12 protein-coding genes are annotated in these 18,639 nt (G+C 35.4%); 3 read left to right on the top strand and 9 right to left on the bottom strand.

The features are described 5' to 3' along the window. Positions 1 to 543 precede the first annotated feature (543 nt). From AB1410_00775 to AB1410_00765, 3 genes are all read left to right on the top strand, one after another. Positions 544 to 3,348 carry a TonB-dependent receptor gene (locus AB1410_00775; GenBank protein MEW6455233.1) on the top strand — a complete coding sequence of 935 codons (2,805 nt, stop codon included), beginning with the start codon at positions 544 to 546 and terminating at the stop codon, positions 3,346 to 3,348. 160 nt (positions 3,349 to 3,508) lie between these two features. Beyond that, a complete protein-coding gene (locus tag AB1410_00770) occupies positions 3,509 to 6,760 on the top strand; it encodes a glycosyl hydrolase (protein MEW6455232.1) in 3,252 nt (1,083 codons plus the stop codon). A 170-nt stretch (positions 6,761 to 6,930) separates the two neighbouring features. Beyond that, positions 6,931 to 7,626 (top strand): TonB family protein, encoded by a 696-nt coding sequence (locus AB1410_00765; GenBank protein ID MEW6455231.1) that lies wholly within the window; start codon positions 6,931 to 6,933, stop codon positions 7,624 to 7,626. A gap of 181 nt (positions 7,627 to 7,807) precedes the next feature. On the opposite strand, the gene AB1410_00760 is transcribed toward AB1410_00765, so the two are convergent. The 9 genes from AB1410_00760 to AB1410_00720 form a co-directional block, all read right to left on the bottom strand. Next, positions 7,808 to 8,755 carry a protein kinase gene (locus tag AB1410_00760; GenBank protein MEW6455230.1) on the bottom strand — a complete coding sequence of 316 codons (948 nt, stop codon included), beginning with the start codon at positions 8,753 to 8,755 and terminating at the stop codon, positions 7,808 to 7,810. Positions 8,756 to 8,843: 88 nt separating this feature from the next. Next, entirely contained in the window at positions 8,844 to 9,566 is a 723-nt protein-coding gene (locus tag AB1410_00755; GenBank protein ID MEW6455229.1) for an RsmE family RNA methyltransferase, read from the bottom strand. 25 nt (positions 9,567 to 9,591) lie between these two features. Beyond that, positions 9,592 to 10,683, bottom strand: coding sequence for a molecular chaperone DnaJ (gene dnaJ / locus AB1410_00750; protein MEW6455228.1), 1,092 nt, complete (start codon positions 10,681 to 10,683; stop codon positions 9,592 to 9,594). A 30-nt stretch (positions 10,684 to 10,713) separates the two neighbouring features. Beyond that, positions 10,714 to 11,352 carry a nucleotide exchange factor GrpE gene (locus tag AB1410_00745; protein ID MEW6455227.1) on the bottom strand — a complete coding sequence of 213 codons (639 nt, stop codon included), beginning with the start codon at positions 11,350 to 11,352 and terminating at the stop codon, positions 10,714 to 10,716. A gap of 237 nt (positions 11,353 to 11,589) precedes the next feature. Next, complete coding sequence (gene hrcA, locus AB1410_00740; GenBank protein MEW6455226.1) at positions 11,590 to 12,633, bottom strand: heat-inducible transcriptional repressor HrcA; 1,044 nt, start codon at positions 12,631 to 12,633, stop codon at positions 11,590 to 11,592. 93 nt (positions 12,634 to 12,726) lie between these two features. Beyond that, positions 12,727 to 14,454 (bottom strand): ABC transporter ATP-binding protein, encoded by a 1,728-nt coding sequence (locus tag AB1410_00735; GenBank protein MEW6455225.1) that lies wholly within the window; start codon positions 14,452 to 14,454, stop codon positions 12,727 to 12,729. Positions 14,455 to 14,463: 9 nt separating this feature from the next. Further along, a complete protein-coding gene (locus AB1410_00730; protein MEW6455224.1) occupies positions 14,464 to 16,320 on the bottom strand; it encodes a tetratricopeptide repeat protein in 1,857 nt (618 codons plus the stop codon). Positions 16,321 to 16,821: 501 nt separating this feature from the next. After that, positions 16,822 to 18,252, bottom strand: a complete 1,431-nt coding sequence (locus tag AB1410_00725; protein MEW6455223.1) for a radical SAM protein — start codon at positions 18,250 to 18,252, stop codon at positions 16,822 to 16,824. A 2-nt stretch (positions 18,253 to 18,254) separates the two neighbouring features. Beyond that, entirely contained in the window at positions 18,255 to 18,464 is a 210-nt protein-coding gene (locus AB1410_00720) for a hypothetical protein (protein ID MEW6455222.1), read from the bottom strand. Positions 18,465 to 18,639: the final 175 nt, after the last annotated feature.

Below are 18,639 nucleotides of genomic sequence, written 5' to 3'. Positions count from 1 at the left end.
ACTTTTTCAAATTCTGATTTCATCGAAAAAGTGGCCGGAATAAATCGGAATGGGTGGCCACTTTCAATCAGAATCAGTGGCCGGTTTGAATCGGAATCGATGGCCACTTTGGATCGGAATATACATTCAGTTGCTTGACAAAAAAATTATTAAATTTTATAATAATTTATAATTAAAAAAATTTAATGAAAAGGGATTTAATTTTCATCTTAAAGAAAGAACCAAATATAATAAAGATTCTAAAAATATAAAATATCTTATGTCATAGGGGGTGAGAATTAAAAGAAATGAAAACGGATGATTCATTTTTTATCAAACAAAAATAATAATAGGTGAGGCTGTTCAATAAGAAATAGGGGTTTAGATGTCATTTTTGATGTTGCCAAAAATTGGAAGCTTTAAAAAGCAAGGAATGACAATGAAAATTTTAAGAGACCCTATTAAGGGTAATTGCGGTAAACAAAATTTCAAACAATTCGTAAATCCTTTGTTTTTAAGGGTTTGCGAGTTATTGAACAGCCTTATATGTAAAAAGGAGGTACAATGAAAAAAAAGAAAAAACTAATTATTCTATTAACATTTCTAACCTTTTCATTTATTGCATCTTTTGGACAGACTCGTCAGACTGGAAAGTTAGATGGCAGAGTTATTGATATCAATAGCAAGCCTCTTCCAGGAGTTGAAGTTGCTATATCAAGTCCTTCTCTCATGCAACCCAAATTAGTAACAATAACAAATGTGGAGGGTATGTATTACTTTCCTGCATTACCACCAGGAGAATATCGCATCGAATATAAGCTTCCAGGTTTTAAAATACTGGTTCGAGAGGGAATTCAGGTTCGAGTAGGAGTTACTACATCATTGAGAATTACCATGGAGATGTCTCCCCTGGAGGAAAGAGTGGTCGTAAAAGGAGAATCACCAATGGTAGATCTCGAGAGCTCCAAGGTGTCAGTAAGTTTAACGAGTGAATTCTTAAAGAATCTACCCACTTCTCGGGATATCTGGGTTAACCTACAATATTCACCAGGAATCATCACCTCGAGGTTTGATGTGGGTGGAAATACAACTGGTACCCAAACAGGTTATGAAACTTATGGACAATCTGCCCAGAACCGCCCTCTAATTGATGGTGTGGATACCACAGAGGGAACAAGTGGGTCAGGATTCTACTTTGACTTTGCCGGGATCGAAGAAGTCCAGCTTACCACATTCGCTGCTGATGCAGAAAGAAAGGTTCCAGGTCTTACATACCAGATGATCGTTAAATCTGGAGGAAATGAATTTCACGGTCAAGCATATTTTGATTATGAAGATGAAAACTTTGCTAAAAAAACCAACATCGATGATGAACTACGTAAAAAGGGAGTAACGGTTGGAACACGAATGAGAACCTATTATGAGTATAGTGGAAATCTTGGCGGACGCATTGTAAAAGATAAACTATGGTTCTTCACATCTTTGCGTCGTCAGGCAGCAGCAAAATATGTGGTAGGTTATTTTCATCCGGATGGTAAACAGGGAGATGATTTTACTAACCTTGATAATATTACTGGCAAATTAACCTGGCAGATAAACAAAAATAATAAATTGGATTTGTTCATGATGTGGGGTAACAAGCACTTCCCTGAAAGAGGCGGGAGTCGTTTTGTTCCACCTGAAAGCACTTCAGAGCAGAACTCACCAACCCAGGCATCCAAGCTTCATTATACAAGAATTTTTAGTGAAAATGCATTCCTTGAGGTGATTGCTGGAAAATTTGGCTATAACTGGCCTATGGCACCCCACACAGATAAACCTGCTGGGTATGATGTTGGAACAGGAATGTATTTTGGCTCCCAGCCAGCATGGTATGGTGCTACACTTGCAGCAAACTGGTTTTTGGCACGACGTCGTTATCAATTAAACATTGTAGGAAACTATTATACTGAAAAGCTTATCAAAGGAAAGCACGATTTTCGTTTCGGAGTTGAAGTGCTCAATGAGCAAGGCAAAAGAAGAATCGTTGGATTTCCAGGACATGTTTATCATTATCTGAAATATGGAAAAGCCCTTTATGTGGAGCTATATAACACTCCTGTTAGGACTGATGACCGTCTCTGGACCTATTCTACATTCATTCAGGACAACTGGGCATTAACTAAAAGACTCGTCCTCAATCTGGGATTGAGATGGGATGCTTACGAAAATTATATACCAGAACAATTTTCACCTGCTGGTCGATTTGCTCCAGAACGAAAGTTTAGGGAGATTCGCAATGTTATCAATTGGAGTGACATAGCGCCCCGCATCGGAGCCTCATATGACTTAACCGGTGATGGAAAGACAGCTTTGAAAGCATTGTTTGGTCGTTACTACCATAATCCGAGCATAGGTCCCTCTGAAGCAGCTAATCCAAATGCCCTTGAGCGAAAGCGTTACACATGGGTTGACCGCAACGGAAATGGTTACTATGACCCTGGCGAGGAAGTAAGCCTTATAACTGTGCTGGGTGGTCGCTTTCAGCGTGTTGACCCCAAATTAAAGCATCCTTACACAGATGAATATGGAATCATACTTGAGCGGGAAATAATTCCCTATATAGGTCTTCGAGTAGGATATCTTGTGAAAGAAAGTAAAAATTTTGATCAGACAATCAATGCCGCATGGCCATATAATGCTTTTAACATTCCTGTAACTGTAACTGATCCAGGAGAAGATGGAATAAAAGGAACAGCAGATGACCGAACACTAACTCTTTATAACTTGAACCCAGCCTATAAAGGAAAATCAGATAACCTTCTTACCAATGTTCCAGGGTTTAAAGAGAAAGCTGATAATATCGAAATTTACCTCATGAAGCGTCCCCATCGAGGATGGATGCTTATGGGTTCTTTTGTAGCAACTCATAAAAAAGAGTTAAGACTTCCAACTGTTGATCGGGGAGTTGCTGTAGATCCAAATTCTGCAATTCACAACAGTGCAGATTTTTGGTATTGGACAGGTAAGCTTGTAGGATCAGTTGAGCTACCATTTAAAATTGGCCTAAGCGGGACATACACTTACCAGCGTGGAATGAGATATGGAAGAAGAGTCCAATTTACTGGCTTTAACCAGGGTCTTGTTACAGTCTGGGCTGAACCTTATGGCTCAAAATTCACTCCAAGCGTCAACCTAATTAACTTAAGAATAGGTAGAGACTTTCCAATTTACAAAAAACATTCATTAGAAGTTCGATTAGATGTTTTTAATCTCCTAAATTCCAACACTATTACCAGTGTTGATTCGATTACTCGGGTGGGCTTCCCAAGAATTTTAGAAATTCTTCCCCCCAGAATTGCCCGTATTGGATTCACCTACAAATTCTAATCAGAAGAGATTAAAGGGGACATAGAGGGAGAATTTCCTCTATTCCCCTTTTTAAAAAATTAAATCCATTAAAAAAGGATTTTTTAAAAACTAATAGACTAAACTTAGTGAAGAATTTATTTAAAAAATTTAAATTTTATTTTAGGAGGTAGAAAGGCAAATGAAACGTTTAATGATTAATCAGACTTCAAGCCTTTATATAATTACCTTAAGAAAAACTTCATTCCGATTTTATTCAATTTTAATCGTCTTCGCTTTAACACTTTGTTTTATTTCAAATCTCACTGCTCAGCCCGTTTCAAAGGAGATAAAGCCAAAGTATGACCTAAATCTTTACAAAGCGATGGAATGGCGAAATATTGGTCCTTTTCGTGGTGGGCGCTCTACGGCAGTAGCAGGTCATCCTGATCTACCATACACATACTATTTTGGTGGAACTGGAGGTGGGGTTTGGAAAACCGAAGATGGAGGTATTACTTGGGTTAATGTATCTGATGGGTTTTTCAAAACTGGCTCTGTTGGTGCAATTGCTGTTGCCGAGTCTGACCCAAATGTAGTTTATGCTGGTATGGGTGAAAGATGTCCAAGAGGAAATGTATCCCATGGTGATGGTGTGTATAAATCCACTGATGGAGGAAAGACTTGGAAAAACATTGGTCTTACTGATTCACGCCATATAGGGAAAATAGTAGTTCATCCTAAAAACCCTGACATTGTTTATGTTGCAGCTATGGGGCATATTTTCGGACCTAACACAGAAAGAGGCGTTTTCCGCTCTAAAGATGGTGGGAAAACCTGGGAGAAGATTCTTTACAAGGACAATAAAACAGGAGCAGTCGACCTTGTAATAGATCCGGCTAACTCGAGAATTCTATATGCTGCTCTTTGGGAAGTCTACCGTAATCCATGGAGTTTAAATAGTGGTGGCCCTGGCAGTGGGTTACATAAGACAACAGATGGAGGAGATACATGGGTTGAACTAACAAAGAACCCAGGCTTACCAAAAGGGATTATAGGAAAAATAGGAATTGCAGTATCTCCAGCAAAGCCAGATCGTATCTGGGCAATTATCGAGGCAGAAGATGGTGGTGTTTTTCGCTCTGATGACGGTGGGAAGACCTGGCGCCTGATGAACAGAGAAAGAAAACTTCGTCAACGGGCGTGGTATTATACCCACATCTATGCAGACCCAAAAGATCCCGAAACTATCTATGTGCTTAATACTGGTTTCTATAAGTCAATTGACGGTGGAAAAACTTTCCCAACGACAATCTCAGTTCCCCATGGAGACAATCACGACCTTTGGATAGACCAAAATAACCCTCTTCGCATGATCAATGCCAATGACGGAGGAGCTAATGTGAGTTACAACGGCGGCCTTAGCTGGACTGATCAAGACCAACCCACGGCTCAATTCTACCATGTTATAGTAGATAATCAGTTCCCATACCATGTTTACGGAGCACAACAAGATAATACCACTGTTGGCATCGCAAGTCGGACCACTGGACTTGGAATAGATCGGCCCGATTGGTACCCTGTTGGAGGGGGAGAAAGTGGATACATTGCTGTCCGTTCTGATGACCCAAACATTGTTTACGCAGGAAGCTACGGTGGACTTATAACAAAATACAACCATCACACAAAAGAGATTCAGAACATATCTGTTTGGCCTGACAATCCAATGGGTTCTGGTGCCAGGGATTTGAAATACCGTTTTCAATGGACTGCCCCTATTTTTGTCTCACCTCATGATTCAAACATCCTGTATATAGGAGGAAATCATCTGTTTAAAAGTACAGATGAGGGAATGAGCTGGGAAATTATCAGCCCAGACTTGACTCGTAACGACAAAAATAAGCAGGGCCCCTCTGGTGGTCCTATTACTAAAGATAACACAAGCGTTGAATATTATTGTGTCATATTCGCCCTTGCCGAATCACCTGACAAAAAAGGAGTTATTTGGGCTGGCTCAGATGACGGACTTATCCATGTGACAAAAGATGGAGGAAAAAACTGGGAAAATGTGACTCCTAAGGAACTACCTGAGTGGACACTCATAAGCATCATTGATGCATCTCCGCATGACCCTGCCACTGCCTATGTGGTAGCAACACGTTATAAGCACGATGATTTTAAGCCATACATATACAAAACCTACGACTATGGAAAAACATGGAAAAAAATTACCAATGGAATTCCGGAAAATGATTTCACTCGAGTGGTTCGTGAAGATCCAAACCACAAAGGATTGCTCTACGCAGGAACTGAAACAAGTGTTTATGTTTCCTTCGACGATGGAGAAAACTGGCAATCATTACAGCTTAACCTCCCAATTGTACCTATTCATGACTTGATGGTTCATCCTCGGGAAAAAGATTTGGTTGTTGCCACTCATGGACGTTCTTTCTGGATTTTAGATGATCTAACACCTCTTTATCAACTCTCTGATGAAATTGCCAAATCTAAAATGTATCTTTTCAAACCTCGAGATACATATAGGATGCGTGGCAGAGACTTTATGTTTCCAAGGGCTAACATTGGAAAGAATCCTCCAAATGGTACAATTATTTACTACTATTTCAAGGATAAACCAGAGCAGGAGGTAAAACTGGAAATATTAGACGCAAAGGGGAATTTAGTTAAAACCTTTACCAGTATGCCAAAGGATGAACAACCAACAATTCCTGAAGAGATAAGAATCTTCTTTGGGGAGGTAGGAACTCAAAAAGTGCCAGCTGACCAAGGAATGAACCGTTTTGTATGGGATCTTCGATACCCTGATGCTGTAACTGTACCAGGTGCCCTTCTCTGGGCTGGAACAACACGGGGAGCTGTTGCTGTACCAGGTACATATCAAGTACGTCTAAAAGTTGGTGAAAATTCAATTACTCAATCTTTTGAAGTTAAACAAGACCCAAGAATTAAAACAACAGCCCAAGAGTTTCAAGAACAATTTGATCTATTAATAAAAATCAGAGATAAAGTCTCTGAAGCCCATGAAGCTGTAAATCAGATTCGCGATATACGAAAACAACTAAATGACCTTATAAAACGACTGAAAGAAAGCGCAAGCGAAAAAACATTAGTCGAGTCTGCAAATGTAATAATTAAAAAGCTTTCAGCCATTGAAGAAGAAATTATCCAGGTTAAAATTGAAAGCAGTCAGGATGCCCTCAATTACCCGATCCAGCTAAACGCCAAACTCGCATCTCTTGCTGGTGTAGTAGCAAGTGCTGACACAAAACCAACAAAACAATCATATGAAGTCTTCGATGACCTTTCTTCTAAGCTAAATGCCCAGCTATCGAAGCTAAAAGAAGTTATCGACACTGACCTTGCTGCCTTCAATCAAAAACTCCGTGAACAGCAAATTCCTTCAATCTTTCTAAAACCAACTATGAAAAAATAACAAACTTATTAAATTTAAATAATAAAAGAATGATTTCAATGGAGGTAAAGAGCAAAAAAGAGAAAAAATAAAAAGAAAAAAAATTGATATTTAGAAAAATTTAATTAAAATGAGATGAAAGGAGAATAACTAAAAAATAAAAAAGGACACGTAAAATGTTTGAGGAGTGGATGATTGTATCCAAAAAAGCAAAAAAAAGAACAAAAAGATGGTTAACTTTTCTTTTTTCTATATTAATTCATGTAGCAGTTTTCCTCCCTGCAATAGTTATACCTCTTTTAATGACTGAAAATTTACCAAAATTTTCTATCACAACAGCATTTTTAGCACCTATACCACCACCTCCACCACCTCCACCGAAGAAGATGCGCGAGGTACCACAAGAAAAAATAGCAGAAACTAAGCCTGCTGAACCAGGAAAACTCATTGCTCCAATGGAAATTCCTGAAACTATAGCTGAAGAAGATTTGAGTAAAATTGGTGTCGAAGGTGAAGTAGAAATGGGAGTTTTTGGAGGAGTTATTGGAGGAATCTTGGGAGAAACAATTAAAGGAGCTGTTGGAGAAAATATTGAAGCTCCTGTAAGAGCAATAGGCGACATTCAACCTCCAAAGCTAATTAAAAGAGTTGAGCCTGAATATCCCTCCCTTGCGCTTAAGGCAAGAGTCGAAGGAGTAGTTATTTTAGAGGCCATGACTGATATATACGGCCGAGTTCAGACAGTAAAAGTTTTAAGGTCTATTCCATTATTGGATCAGGCCGCTATTGATGCTGTTAGACAATGGCAGTATGAACCAATGATCATAAATGGAATACCAAGACCTGTTATTTTTATTGTAACAGTTGTCTTCGAGCTAAAGAAATAAAAAATGTATCTTTTTTAAAGCACTGCATACTCAATAAATAAAAATTCAATTTTAATAAAAGGAAGTAGGAGACTTTCTCTATATTCTACATCATAGAAAAAAATTAATTTTAATCAGTAAATAATTTTTTAACTTTATATAAATTTTTCAATCTTCTAAATTATTGCAGAAGATTTAAAAATTATGATTTTACTTGTTTTTCCCCACAGTATGGGCAAACTTCTATCTGGGAAAAAATTATCTTTTTACAGTTCCAGCAAACCTTCTCCTTCCTATTTTCTCTTGCTTTTATTCTACTTTTAATATCAGAGATTTCTGACTCGTAGGGATTTTTGCCCAGATACAACTCAATATCTCTTGAAATTTCTGATGCTCTCTGATATCTCTCTTCTTTTTTTGGCCTGAGAGCCTTCATACAGATTGAAGATACTTCCTTAGGAACAGAAGGATTCACCCTTGAAAGAGGAATCGCTTCTCCTTGCAATGCTCTTTTCTCTATCTCAAATGGATTTGGATCTACTATGGGTGGTCTTCCTGCGAGCATTTCATAGAATATACATCCGATAGAATAAATATCAGAAGCATAGGATGATTTCCCACTAAATTGTTCTGGAGCCATGTAGGGTGGAGAGCCAATCTTTGTAGTTGCATATGGAATGCCTTCAATCCAGGCGGATGTTCCAAAATCAGCAATTTTTATACCTCCATCTTCACCTATTAAGATGTTAGAAGGCCTGAGATCTCTGTGTATCACATTCTTCTCGTGAGCATGGTCAACTCCATTGCATATCTGTATTGTATATTCTAATGCCTTTGAAACTCTTAATTTCCCTTCTTTATTTAACACAGCCTCCAGAGTTTCTCCTCTTATATACTCCATCACAATCACAAAAACCCCATCAATTTTATCAGCGGTTAAAATCTGGACTATATTTGGATGATTTAAAGCTGCTTGAAGTCTTGGTTCCTTCAATAGATTTATTAAATCAGAGTTCTGTTTATGGGGAATTTTTAAAGCAACCTTTTTTGATATCCATGTATCTTCAGCTAAATATACTGACCCAAAGCCACCAGAGCCAAGAGCCTCCAAAATTATATACTTCCCTATTTTCTGACCTTTTAAGAACATTTAGTGTGCTGTCCTTTAAATATCTTCCCAATCAATAAGCATACCATAAAGCACACTGAACAACAAAAGACATTTAAGTGACATGACACTAAGTTTTCCAGAAATGTAAAAATATTGCTAAAGAACCTATTGAAGCAGTCTCAGCTTTCCAGATTCTTTTCCCTAACGAAATCGGAAAGAAATTAGATTGTTTCAAAAGTAGATCCTCTTCCTCATCAAATCCTCCTTCAGGTCCTATCAAAAAAATACAATCCTTTGGTTTTTTATTTATTACATCCCTTAAAAGAATTCCTGATTTTTCTGAAAAATAATACTTCTTTTCAAAATCCATCTTAACAAGTTCTTCAAGCCGAACCGGTGGGCTGACTTCCGGAAGAAATGAACCACCAGATTGTTTTGTCGCTTCTAACGATATTTTCTTCCACCTTTCGATTTTTTTTCTCTCAAAATCATCGTTCAAAAACCTCCTTGACCTCTTTGTAATGACAGGAATTATTCTATCAATTCCCATCTCAGAGCTTTTTTCAACTATCCAGTCAACCTTTTCCCACCTGTTGAGAGCCTGAGCAAGGGTCAAGAAAGGATATTCTCTCTTCATAACTTTCCTTTCTAAAATCAAAAGTTCAGCACCATCCCTTTTTATTGAGAAAACTTCTGCTTTAAATTCAACACCTTTTCCATCAAAAAGAAAAACTCTATCACCTATGTTTTTTCTCAACACCTTAAATACATGATAGTATTCATTTCCATCTAAAATTATTTTATTTCCCCTTATTTCCTTCTCGCCTATATAAAATCTCTGGGCTGTCACAATATTATTTTTGATTTACAATTACTTATTTGTAGTCAAATTCTGTTTTTTCATATCTCAAACGAGAAATTTCTTCATACAGTTTTTTCTCTTCCTTGGAAAGACTTTTAGGTGTAACAACTTTTATTAAAATGAATAAATCCCCCCTTCCATATCCTCCCAATCTTTTAATTCCCTTTCCTTTTATTCTAAATTCAGTTCCTGTTTGTGTTCCCTCTGGTATCTTAAGTCTTTCAATTCCATCAAGGGTGTGAATTCTTATTTCAGTTCCAAGGGCTGCCTGGGAGAATGAAATTGGGATCTCACAGTATAAATTATCTCCATCTCTTTTAAAAAACCGATGCTCTTTTACCTTTACTACTATATATAAATCTCCCCGTCCTCCTCCTCTTTCTCCAATTTCTCCTTCACCCTGAATTCTTAATCTCGCTCCTGAATCCACACCTGCAGGTATTTTTATTTTTATTTTTTTCTTCTTTTTACTTTTTCCTATTCCCTCACATTCTCTGCAGGGACTTTTTATTATCTCTCCGGTTCCTCCGCAATGACTGCATGTCCTTGAAATAGAAAAAAATCCCTGCTGAAATCTTATATTTCCAGTTCCTCCACAAGAGGGGCAGGATATTCTTCCCGTGCCCTTCTGGGCCCCGCTTCCTCCACACTCTTCACACAATTCTTCACTTAATATTTCAAGCTCTCTGTCAATCCCATTGAATGCCTCTTCAAGAGTGATTTCTATTTCAGCCCAGATATCATCCCCTTTTCTTGGATATCCCCCTCGTCTCTTTTTACCAGGACTGAAAAAGTCAAAACCAAAAAAATCCCCCAAGATATCTTCGAATTCCCTGAATAAAGAAGAGGAAAAGAAATCAAAATCTCTAAAAACTTCTCCTTTAAACCCACTATGACCATACGTATCGTATATCTTTCTCTTTTCAGGATCGCCCAGAACTGAATATGCTTCAGCAGCTTCTTTAAATTTTTCTTCAGCCTCTTTATTACTTGGGTTTCTATCAGGATGGTATTTTAAAGCCATATTACGGTAAGCCTTTTTAATTTCTTCCTGAGTCGAATTCCTTGATACATTGAGGATCTCATAATAATCTTTTTTTGTCATAGAACATTAACCTCTTTAGTAAGCACCGCTTTAATTTATTTTTTCTTCTTCCTCCTGTAAATTTATGTTTAAAGCCTTTTCTTCTTTAGGTATTTTAACTTTAACAATGCAGGGTCTCAAGAGTCTGTTTCTGAATGAATAACCTTTATGAAAAACATCCTCCACAACCGGAATTTTAACTTCAGTTGATTCTTCTTTTGAAATTGCCTCATGAATAAATGGGTCAAATTCTTTTCCTACATCATTTATTTCAACCAATCCCATCTTGAAAAAAGTATCTTTCAATGATTTAAATATCAATTCAACTCCTTTTCTAAATCCTTCTTTTTCTTCGAACTCTTTATTTTTTAAAGCAATTTCAAAATTATCAAAGAAAGGAATTAACTCTTTTATAAATTCTCCTAAAAGAAACTCCTGGAATTCACTTTTTTCTTTTTCGATTCTTTTTCTATAATTATCGAATTCAGCCAACTTTCTTAAGTATTTATCATAAACATCATCTTTTTCTTTCTTTATTTTTTCTATTTCCTCTTCCAATATTTTTATCTTAGCTTCAGGACTTAATTTTTCTTCTTTAGATTCTTCCTCAGATTTTAATTCTTCTTTTTCCGCCATGTCTTTCATTTCAGTTTCTGTTTTTTTCTCTTTTCCATTTGAACTTTTTTTCATTTTTCCTCCTTTGGGATTTTAAAATTAATTGTAATCAACAATTGATAATAACTAGTGTGCTGTTCCATAAATATCTTTACAAACAAACAATTTCTCATAAAGAGCACTGAAGGGGTATGGGGAAGGAACTTCCCCATGTCTGGGGGGTGCTCAGCGAAGCATCTAAGAGGGGCTTGCCGCCATAGGGAAAGTGTCGTGGCACAAAAGGATATCGAAAGATATTTAAGTGACACGACACTAACTTAGAATTGATGATAAAGATTTAGCTGTAAAATCTACCAACGGAATTATCCTGTTGTAAGGCATTATTCGAGAGCCCAGTATGCCCAGCGATCCGAAATTCTCATTTCCAAGTTCATATTTTGAAACAACAAGGGTAAAAGGAAAAAAAGATAAGAAATTAACATCTGAACCGAAAAATACCTGAACTCCATGAAAATCCACTATGGATTCTAAAAACCTAACAAATTTAGTTTTTTCTTCAATAGTTCTTATAAGATTTTTAAGTGCATCCAAATCTATTAAATCTGGTTTTCCAATAAGATTCTCTCTTCCTTCAAGGTATACTTCATACTTTTCCTTTCCTTCTGATATATTATTTTTTAAAAATGTGGATAATTTCTTCAGCATTTTGTTATAAAGAAGCTCTTGCGTGGGAATTTCTTTTAGCAGATATTCCATTGCAATTTCAAGGTTTTTCCCAGCAAAATTCTTCTCAAGATAATCAGAGAGTCTGTTCAACACATCTTGAGTTAGATACTCTTTCTCTTTAAAAATTCGAGTAACGAGAACATTAGAGGGCGTTACGAGGATCATAAGAATATTTCCAAATGAAAGCTTTTCAAAATGGATATTTTTAAAAATTATTTTTTCAAATGAAGGAGATATTACTATTCCCATACTCTCTGAGAGATCTGACAAGACTTTAGAAGTTGTGTTCAGAACTGAATCTATAGAACCTTTATAGTTTGAGATATTTGATTCAATTTTCTCCTTTTCTTCTTCGCTTAGAAATCTGGGAGTTAAAAAAGTGTCAACATAAAACCTCAGTCCTTTGTCAGTTGGAACTCTACCCGCAGAAGTGTAAGGATGGGTTAAGTATCCCCAATCTTCTAAATCAGCCATAATATTTCTTATGGTTGCTGGACTCAATCCAAAGCCTAATTTTCTTGCTATTGTTCTTGAGCCCACGGGCTGACCACTGGATAAATAATCATCTATCACCATTTTTAGTATTTGTTTGTATCTATCGTTAAGAACCATTACAAAAAATATTAACAAAACATGGCGATTTCTGTCAAGCTTGGGGTTTGTAAAGTGGTAGCGTAAAATATGAGGGAGAAAAAGAAAAGTAGGATCAGGATGGGAATAAAATTAATGAATGAGAATCTTCTCTTCTTTTACTTTTGAAGCTATTTGATATTCATTCAATATCATTTCTGAATTTCCGATGTTAACTATTCTTCCTTTGTCTATTATTACAATTCTATCAGCAATCTCAAGGGAAAAAATTCTATGAGTTATTATGATGAATGTTTTTCCTCTGAATAGAGTGAATAGAGTATCAAAAATCTCTTTTTCATTTTTATAGTCCAGATGGGAGGTTGCTTCATCAAGTATTATAATCGAGGGGTTTTTTAGAATCATCCTCGCTATGGCAATCCTCTGACGCTCTCCTCCTGAAAGTTTCATCCCTCTTTCTCCTACCTCAGTTTCATAACCATGAGGAAGAGTGATGATGAAGTTGTGGAGATTTGCAATCTTTGCCACCTCTTCTATCTCTTTTTCCTTTGTATCCTGCCTTCCATATCTTATATTCTCAGAGATTTTTCCTGTAAAGAGAAATGTCTCCTGATGGACAATTCCTATGTTTTCTCTTAAGCTTTTTAAGGAAATATCTTTTGTATTAATTCCATCTATAAGAATCTCACCTTCTTTTATTTCATAGAGTCTCAAAAGTAAATTTACTAAAGTTGTTTTTCCAGAGCCTGATTCTCCAGCTATACCAATTTTTTCTCCTGGATATATATCCAAGGAGATATTATCCAATATTTTATTTTTCCCATCATAGGAAAAACTCAGTTTCTTGATTGAAATCTCTCCTTTGAAATGATTGAGAATTTTACCTTTATCAAAATCCTCTTTTTCTTTATTCAGTATTTCAAATATTCTATCTACTGCTCCTAAGGCTCCCTGAATCGAAAGATTAGCTCCGATTAGATTCTGGACAGGTCCATAGAGGTATCCCAAAAAGGAATTGAATGCAACAAAACCTCCTATCGTTAAATTTCCATCCATTATCTCTTTTCCTCCATAGAAGAGAATAAGTAATGGAGCAACTCCTCCTATAAAGGATGTAAAAGTTCCTGCAGTTCTTCCTAAAAGGAATGTCTCTACACTCTGTTTTATGAATTGATTTACTTTTGAGAAAAACTTTAAAGATTCTCCTTTTTCCCTTCCAAAGGATTTTACAACCTCAGATGCTTGAAGGGATTCAGAAAGGACAAGGGATACCTTTGCGAATCTTTCCTGAGTTTCTTTACTCATTGACCTTATTCTTTTGGAGAAAAACAAAATTGAGAATATAAAAAGAGGAAGAAATACAATGGAAAGGAAGGCCAATCTCCAGTTTATTATGAATATGATTGCTGTTCCAAATAATAATGTCAGAGAGCTTCTTAAGATGTTAAGTATTGTATCAGCAAAAAGACCATGGGTAGCTGATATATCATTTAATACCCTTGACATCATATACCCACTCTGGGTTTCTTTGTAAAAAGAAAGAGGAAGTTTCAATATGTGATTGAAAAGGTTCATCCTCAAATCTGCTGAAACTCTCTGCCTGAAATACTCAAGAAGATAACCCTGAGCAAAGCCTGAGACAAGCCTTAGAAGAAGGATACCAAAAAGAGCAAAACATAGGAGATTCAGTAGCCCATAGTTTCTCTCAACAATAACATCATCTATTATAAACATGGTAATTAAAGGAAGAGGGAGTTCAAGAAGAGATGTGGAGAACATCAATATGGCTGATTCAATTATTCTTGATGTGTAGGGTTTGAAATATTTTATGAATCGGAAGAGATTGGAATTCCTATTCATAATTCATATTTAATAGTTTCTCTTTTGTAGTTTCTCCAGCAATTCTTTTACCTCTTTCTCTCTTTCTGTGCCATACTCTAAGTATTTTTTTAAATATTTAATGGCATTCTGTTTATCTCCTTCTTTAAGATATAATTTACCTAATTCATAGTAACAATCAGCATCTGTTGGAAATATATCGATTGCTTTTCTGTAACTCTCGATGGCTTTTTTTATCTCTCCTCTCTCTGCGTAAAGAGAACCTAATGATTTGTATGAATGAAAGGAAACCGTTCTTTTTAAAACTATCACAGATATCCTTCTAACCTCTCCTGATACAGCTTCTTTAGGTTCCTCTCCCTTTTCCTTTTTTCGTTTGTCATACTTAATTGCCTTTTTCCAATTTTCCTCTGCCTCAGAGAATTCTCTTAGGGCAAAATATGCGCATCCCAAGTTGTAATAACCAAGAGCGTCATTGCTATTTATTTCAATAACCTTTTTAAACGCCTTGATAGATTTATCAAATTCTTTTGCTTTAAAGTATATATTTCCAAGGAGATCATAGGCTTCTAAGAAATGATTTCCCCTTTCTAAGGCTAACTCAAAGCTCCATTTTTCGATTGGCATAAATTCGGTAGAGAAGATTTTTCCTGGTCGTTCTTTCGGAGGAGGGCCTATCCCAAAATAAAATTTTACTTTTTTCCCAGACTTAAAGAACGACTTAGTGGCTCTAATAGCATATCTCTCAGCCTCTTTCAGACTATCAAGGAGAAAATAAATCATACCAAGATTGTAATTAATCACAGGCGATTCCTCCCAAACTTTAATTCCATGAAGGAGTTTTTCGATAGCCTTATTTAAATTTCCATTTCTTATATAAGATAGAGCTAAGGAATTAATGTTCTGCAAGATAAAAGATCTGTCATTCTTAAATTGATACTTATATTCAATATTTTCCCGAAGGGTTTTCTTTAAATCTATTTTTTCTGGACATTCTTCCAAAGAGATATCAGGCTCAATGGTGGATTTTTTTGATTTGTAAAGACTACATTTTAAGAAAAATCGAGCTTCCGAGTTCTCTGGAGAGATATTCAAAATTCTTTCAAAGTACTCTGATGCCTTATTAAAATCCTTAAAATTGTAATATATAGCAGCTAAATTAAACAATACTTCCTCAAAGTAAGGATTAAGAGAAATTGCATTTTCAAATTTTTCTACAGCTTTTTGAAGAAAAGAAAGGTTGATTTTTGATTTTTCAAAGTAATGGATACCTTCCATAAAAAAAATTTCAGGTTGGTTACCGCATAAATTGAATGCTTCATTGATTACATTTCTGATAGATTCGAAATTATCATGAATTAACTCTATTTCTATCAATTTTATGTAACATTTAGTCTTATCATATCCCCTTTCCATAGCTCTCTTTAGATATCTTTTTGCTTCACTATAGTTTTTGGTATCTTTAAAATATATCCCAAGGGCAAAATCTCCTAAGCCTAAATTATGGCTCTTTATTTTTGATTTTAAAGAAATCCTGTAATTTTCAAATAAATCATAAGTTTCTTCAATTCTATTTTGTTTGAACAATATATAAACTAAAAGATCATATGCATCTCCATTTTCTGGAAATAAGGTTAATTCTTCTTCGAGAGACTTTATAGCTTTTTCTTTTTCATCTAGCTGAAAATAGGCATAAGCTATGTTTTTGCGTATATCTATTATTTTTGGCCTAAAAACAAGAGCTTTTTTATAATACTCAATAGCATTTTCATATTCTGAAATATCTAAGAATAGGTCAGCATTTTTAATAATGTCTTTTATCTCAATTCCAAATAATGAAAAATTATCAATCAAAAAAAGAAACAGTAATATAATTATTTGCACCACTTTTATTTTATTCGTCCTCTTGCTTTTTTAAATAATTATTTTTTAGGCGCTTTTCTGTCCATCGAATAACTTCGCTATGAAGCATCTTGGAAATATCAGTCACTAAAACTCATACTTCTTTTTCTTTAATTAATATTATTCTAAAAATTAAAATATATCAAGTTCCAAAGAGTTGATAAGAAGTTGCATCAAAAAATATTATAATTAAAGAGGGGTTTCAGCGCTTTCATTCATTTTTTAATTTTGCGCCAAAGTAAAGATATAATAAACACTCCCTATGACTACATATGAAGGCCCTTTATTAAGGATTAAATTTGAGGCAAAGGAAAGGACATAAGAAGCAATGACCTGGGCCACACCAAGTAGGGCAATTTAAACCATCTTGACATATTTCTTTCCCACCGCAAGCCGGGTCAAAACAATAACAAACATCAATACATACGTCGATGCACTCTTCTGGACATTGCAATTTTACTTTTGTTTTTCTTTTTATTGGTTCAATTATAAATTGCATTTTGTTACCTCCTTTCTTTGATTTTCTTTTTTAGAGTAATAAGATTTTTGATTAAAAAATTCCTTTGGTTTTTCTCCTCTTTTCTGCTTTAATTGAGATTGAAAATTTAAATAAGTTAATTTAACTATCTTTTCAAGGTTGTATTTCCAAAAGACACATTGCTGATTTCCTTTTCCTTCTTCTTTCATTTTATATCCCATATAAGGACAACCACCATTGCATATTGGCAATATGTTGCATTCAATACACTCAGGGTTTTCATATGGATCCCATAGAAGCCATTTCCTCCAGTTTCTTTTCTGGTTTGGGTTAGGTTCTTTTAATATGTTTCCAATTGAGTTCTCCTCTGAAAAGGCAACCTCTGTCCAGCATTTGAAGATATTTCCATCAGGAGTAATAACAAAACTATTCAGTCTGTCTGCTGTGCAAGAAGCCCCTGTTCTCACTTTTGGATATTCTTGAGGCGAAAAACCTTTTTCCATTATTTTCTTTAGGAAGAAAACCTTAAATTCTGCAAAATCAGAGTCTGAAAAACAATTCCCTTGAATTCCTATACATGTATCTGTATATCCTTTCACTTGACCTATGTTTATCGAGATTTTGTCCTTAAGCCCGCTCTCCTGGATGAAATCAAAAAGCTCAAATATTCTATCCTTATTATCTTTATCTACATTGACTCTGATGCTTACTTTTAAAATATCCTGGATATTTCTTATATTTTCAATTATTTTATCAAATGTCCCTTTTCCATTTCTGAGATGGCGTCTTTTGTCATGAATATCCTTAGAGCCATCTATTGTTATCTGAACTGAATTTAGGGAGAATCTTTTTAGAGTTTTTGCCATCTCCCTATCAAGTAAATATCCATTTGAAACTATGCTGGCAGAATAAGAGCATCCATTTTCTCTGCAGATTCTTTTGAATTTCTTTGTGAGTCTTATTATTTGGTCGATTCTCAATGTAGGTTCTCCTCCATACCATGAAACTCCAAAGGATCTAACATTCTTGGTCTTCTGTCTCACAAATTTAACAAGGGCTTTTTCCACTTCCTCTCTCATATCAATCTTCTTTTTCTCTTCATAGCAATAAAAGCAATTGAAATTGCAGTTAAGGGTTGGAACAATCGTGAGTCCAAAATTTGAGGTTGAAAAACGATCTGTTCTATTTCTGACTTTTAAAGCTTCAAACTCATCATCCTCCTCTTCAATTAAAAATCCACCTTTCTTCAGATTATCTCTCAACTCTCTTTTCTTTTTTGAATTGAATCTGAAATTGTCTGGGGCTTTTAAGATTTCTTGAGCTATCTCGAGTTCTTCTTTGCTCATCAATGCGAGAGCTGTAGTGTATGCATTGAATGCCAATTTGTTTCCATCTTCTGAATCAAAAAAGAAATTATATCTTGATGGTTTAAGGCCCATATTTAGCTTCCTTTGTATAAAAATCTATCCCATAGAAGTTTTATAAGTTTTATGTTTTTATTTATTGTTATCTTTGCCTTTCCAGTTAATCCTGGTTTTAGGTAAATTCTTGTGTTTATCTTTTCTCCTGTATCAATCCAGGGTTCTTTAAGATGAATCTTTATTTTGAAGAAATATCTTCCTTGAGAGGTTTCTGCTTTTGGGGATATCATTTTAACTTTTCCTTCAAATATTTTGTATTTTCTGAATGGGAAAGAATCTAGGGAGTGCACCCCTAAAAGTGGACACTAAATTAAGACACATTTTCAATATATAACTCATTTCCCAACCTATCTTCAAATTCAACTGGCGATAAATAACCAATTGATGAGTGAAGACGCTTTTTGT

This window comes from Acidobacteriota bacterium (assembly GCA_040756905.1).
GTDB lineage: Bacteria > Acidobacteriota > Aminicenantia > JBFLYD01 > JBFLYD01 > JBFLYD01.
This window is presented reverse-complemented; position numbering and strand designations above follow the sequence as displayed.